At 71.6% G+C, this 1,583-nt stretch carries 2 protein-coding genes; one reads left to right on the top strand and one right to left on the bottom strand.

The window, feature by feature from the left end; all coding sequences use genetic code 11:
* Positions 1 to 705, bottom strand: a 705-nt coding sequence (locus tag AB0C29_RS47595) for a siderophore-interacting protein (RefSeq protein ID WP_360834876.1), incomplete at its 3' end; no start/stop codon positions are given.
* 94 nt (positions 706 to 799) lie between these two features.
* On the opposite strand from AB0C29_RS47595, the gene AB0C29_RS47590 reads away from it, so the two are divergent.
* A complete protein-coding gene (locus AB0C29_RS47590) occupies positions 800 to 1,420 on the top strand; it encodes a TetR/AcrR family transcriptional regulator (RefSeq protein WP_360834874.1) in 621 nt (206 codons plus the stop codon).
* The last annotated feature ends 163 nt before the right edge of the window (positions 1,421 to 1,583 follow it).

Below are 1,583 nucleotides of genomic sequence, written 5' to 3'. Positions count from 1 at the left end.
GGGGGCCCGCGGCGCCCCCCCCCCCACCCTGGTGTCGCCGGCGGGGGGCGGGTGGGCCGCGGCGCCCCCCCCCCCCAGGGCCAGGGTGCCGGGCCGCAGGTCTTCGTCGTCGCGGCTCAGCCAGTGGATGCGGACACCGGCCGGCGTCCGCATCGGCCGGATGTCGGCCCGGGTGGCCACCTCCAGGTAGACCTCGGTGGCCAGGCCCGGCGGTGTGCCGTCGAGGATCGACAGGATCGCCGGCAGCGCCGTCTCGTCGCCGATCAGCAGCTGCGCCTGCGCGTGCTCCGGCCGCCGGTAGGTGGTGCCGATGTCGAAGATCCCGGCCGGGTCACCCGGCTCGGCCCCGCGCACCCAGGACGACAGGGGCGAGTCACCGTGCACCGCGAACTCGATGTCGAGCTCGTCGTCCGCGGGCCGCACCCGCCGGATCGTCAGGTTGCGGACCCACGGGCGCACCGCTTTCGGCGCCAGCAGCAGCTGGGCGATCCAGGCCTCGTTCGACAGGGTCGGCATCCACAGCCCGGTCTGGCCCGCACGCGGAAAGAACAGGCGTACGGCCTGGTCGTTGCCGGCCACGACGAGCTCCCGCACGGCCGGGCCGCCCAGAGTGACGTTCGCGAAGCCGGGCGACAGGAACTCCCGGTGGCGCACCGCCAGGGTGATCATCGAACGGGAGGCGGGAAGCTGGACTTTGGGGATCACGTGTCGGCCTTGTTTTTGCAGCTCACCGCACTATTGTGAACAATAGCTCAGGTCTTTGGCTACTCGCTTTCCGCGCCCCACAGGAGGCCCTCCGATGCCGTCGGCCGACCGTCGCCTTCAGCCACGTCGCACGCCCCGCCAGGTCCGCGCCGAGCTCACCCGGGAGCGGATCCTCACCGCCGCTGCTCACGTTTTCGCCGAGTACGGCTACGCTGCCGGCACCACCAACCGCATCGCCGAACGCGCCCGCATCTCGATCGGCTCGCTGTACCAGTACTTCCCGAACAAGGACGCCATCCTCGCCCAGCTGCTGATGCGGCACCTGGACCGCGGCACCTGGACGCAGGCCGACCAGCTCGACCTCTCCCCCGGCACCCTGGAGGCGACGGTACGGGCCCTGGTCCGCGACGCGATCGACAACCACGGCGACGACCCGCAGCTGCTCCGGATCATGATCGAGGAGGCCCCGATGTCCCGGGAACTGCTCGAGACGATCGACCGCCACGGCCGGGAACGCGGCGCTCAATTGCGCGACCTGCTGGCCCGGCACCCGGACGTGCACGTCCGCGACCTCGACACCGCGACCGAGCTGATCATGTTCACCGTGGAGCTGAACACGCACAAGCTCATGGCCGACCCGCGCACCATTCCGGTCGAGACGTTCGAGCAGGAGCTGGTGGACATGGTGACCCGCTACCTGCGCGGCGACCGGTAGCCGCCGGATCAGTTCTCGGTGAGGGCCTTCAGCGCCGCCGGCGTCAACGGCCGGTCACTGTAGAGCAGCCGGATCGCGCCCGGGTCGGGGTTGCCGGCGTCCGGGCCCCGCCAGACCCGGCCGAGTCCGGTCCGCTCGACCGCGCGCTACGTCTGGTCATTGC

This window comes from Actinoplanes sp. NPDC048791 (assembly GCF_040650095.1).
Classification (GTDB): Bacteria; Actinomycetota; Actinomycetes; order Mycobacteriales; family Micromonosporaceae; genus Actinoplanes.
The sequence above is the reverse complement of the archived record's forward strand: the minus strand, read 5'-3'. Positions and strand labels throughout refer to the sequence as shown.

What these genes read in the sequence shown, in the direction of transcription:
- AB0C29_RS47590 (WP_360834874.1), top strand. Translation starts at nt 800, where the DNA reads ATGCCGTCGGCCGACCGTCGCCTTCAGCCACGTCGCACGCCCCGCCAG.